Genomic DNA, 2,145 nt, shown 5'->3' on the forward strand with positions numbered 1-2,145 from the left:
ACGCGGCCAGCCATAACGGCCATCACGGGGGTTAGCGCCAATGCGCATCGTCGTCGCCAGCGGCAAGGGTGGTACCGGCAAGACCACCGTCGCCACCAGCCTGGCACTTGTGGCCGCGCAACTGCATGAAGTCTGCTTTCGCGAGTGCGATGTGGAGGCACCGAATGCCGCCTTGTTTCTCCACCCGGCCCTGGATACCCACCGTGAGGTCGGCATCCTGGTCCCGCAGATCGACACGCAACTCTGTACCTACTGCGGCAAATGCGCGCGGGTGTGCCAATTCCACGCCATCGCCATCGTCGGCAAGAAGGCGTTGGTATTCCCCGATATTTGTCACGGCTGCGGCAGTTGTACACTGGTCTGTCCACAAGAGGCCATCAGCGAGCGGCTCGCCGTGTTGGGCGTGATCGACAGCGGCCTGAGCCCGGAGGGCATTGCGTTTGCACAGGGTGTGATGAATGTCGGACAACCGATGTCCGTGCCGATCCTGCGCGAACTGAAAAAGTGGTGTCCCGAGTTGCCTCACACCCACCGCGGAGAGCAGGCCCGGGAGATCGACATCCGCGACGCCCCGCCTGGTGCATCCTGCCCGGTGGTGGAAACGCTGCGCGGGGCGGATTTTGTGCTGCTCGTGACCGAACCAACCCCCTTTGGCCTGCACGACCTGAAACAGGTAGCCGCCATCACGCGCGCGTTGGGTCTGCCCGCCGGGGTGGTGATCAACCGTGACGGCATCGGTGACGACGCCGTCGGCGCTTGGTGTGCCGCCCACGACCTGCCGATTCTGCTGCGCATCCCGATGCAACGGCAGATTGCCGAGGGCATCGCCCGCGGCAATACCTTGGTGAGCGCCGCGCCGGAATACCGACCCAGGTTCCACGACCTGTTGGAAGCCATCATCAAGCGGGTGGATGCATGAAACAGCTCGTCATCTTGAGCGGCAAGGGCGGTACCGGCAAGACCAGTGTCACGGCCGCCTTTGCCCATCTGGCATCCCTGGGACCCTTCGCCGGCCAGGTCGTGCTGGCCGATGCGGATGTGGACGCCGCCAACCTCGGGTTGGTCCTGAAGCCCCGGTTACTGCAAGCAGAGGAGTTCCGCGGCGGCCAGGTGGCCTTAATCGACCAGGATGTCTGCATCCGGTGTGGCGACTGTGAGTCAGTCTGCCGTTTCGCCGCGATTACCGAGTGCGCCGGCGACTATGTGGTGGACCCCATTGCCTGTGACGGCTGCGCGGCCTGCGTGTATCAGTGCCCCACCGGGAGCATCGCCATGCACGAGCAGGTCGTCGGCAACTTCTTTGTATCGGACAGCCGCTATGGCCCCCTCTACCATGCCGACCTGTTCCCGGGACAGGAAAACTCCGGCAAGCTCGTGACGCTGGTCAAACAGCGTGCCCGAGCGCGGGCACTGGACGATAACCGGCTGCTGCTCCTGGTGGATGGACCGCCCGGCATCGGTTGTCCGGTCATCTCGGCGGTCTCGGGTGCAGATCTCGCGCTGGTCGTGACCGAGCCCACGGTCGCCGGCATCCACGACCTGATCCGAACGCTGGACACCGTGCGGCATTTCGGCGTGGGGGCGCTGGTCTGCATCAATAAGGCCGATCTCTATCCAGCGGGGGCGCAGGCCATTGAGGAGCAATGCCGCGCGAGCGGTATCGCGACGGTCGGCAGCATCCCGTTCGATCTGACCATCGTCGACGCCATGGTGGCGGGCGAGGCCGTAACCGCCTTTCGCCCCGTTTGCCCCGCCGCGGTTGCCATTTCTACCGTTTGGGAGCGGATCACCGCGGCCCTCATGAACCTTGAAACACCCACCAACCAGGACATTTGAAAATGAAAATCGCCATCACTGCTGAAACCGATCAGGGTCTGGAGAGCCAAGTCGCCCAACACTTCGGTCATGCCCCATTCTTCGTACTGGTGGATGTCGACCAGGGGACCATTGCGGCCTCGCGCAGCATTGCCAATCCATTTGCCGAAAACCACGAACCGGGGCAGATACCTGACTTCATCAAGCAGCAACAGGCCGAAGTGATGTTGAGTGGCGGTATGGGCGGACGCGCGATTGAGTTTTTCGCGCAGGCCGGTATCAAGACCGCGACCGGTGCGAGTGGAACGGTTCGCCAAGCGCTGGAAAAAT

3 protein-coding genes are annotated in these 2,145 nt (G+C 63.3%); all 3 read left to right on the top strand.

Going from position 1 to position 2,145, the window contains the following annotated elements; genetic code table 11:
* The first annotated feature begins 40 nt into the window (after positions 1-40).
* Positions 41-919: an ATP-binding protein gene (locus tag QZY44_RS16580; RefSeq protein ID WP_295448472.1), complete on the top strand. Its 879-nt coding sequence runs from the start codon at positions 41-43 to the stop codon at positions 917-919.
* The gene (locus tag QZY44_RS16585; RefSeq protein WP_295448475.1) at positions 916-1,836 is read left to right on the top strand and encodes an ATP-binding protein; all 921 of its coding nucleotides are present in this window, start codon (positions 916-918) and stop codon (positions 1,834-1,836) included. Before QZY44_RS16580 ends, QZY44_RS16585 begins: the two co-directional genes overlap by 4 nt.
* 2 nt (positions 1,837-1,838) lie before the next feature.
* On the top strand, positions 1,839-2,145 hold a 307-nt coding region (locus QZY44_RS16590; RefSeq protein ID WP_295448478.1), incomplete at its 3' end, for a NifB/NifX family molybdenum-iron cluster-binding protein.

This window comes from uncultured Thiodictyon sp. (assembly GCA_903837595.1).
In the GTDB taxonomy this organism is placed as follows: domain Bacteria; phylum Pseudomonadota; class Gammaproteobacteria; order Chromatiales; family Chromatiaceae; genus Thiodictyon.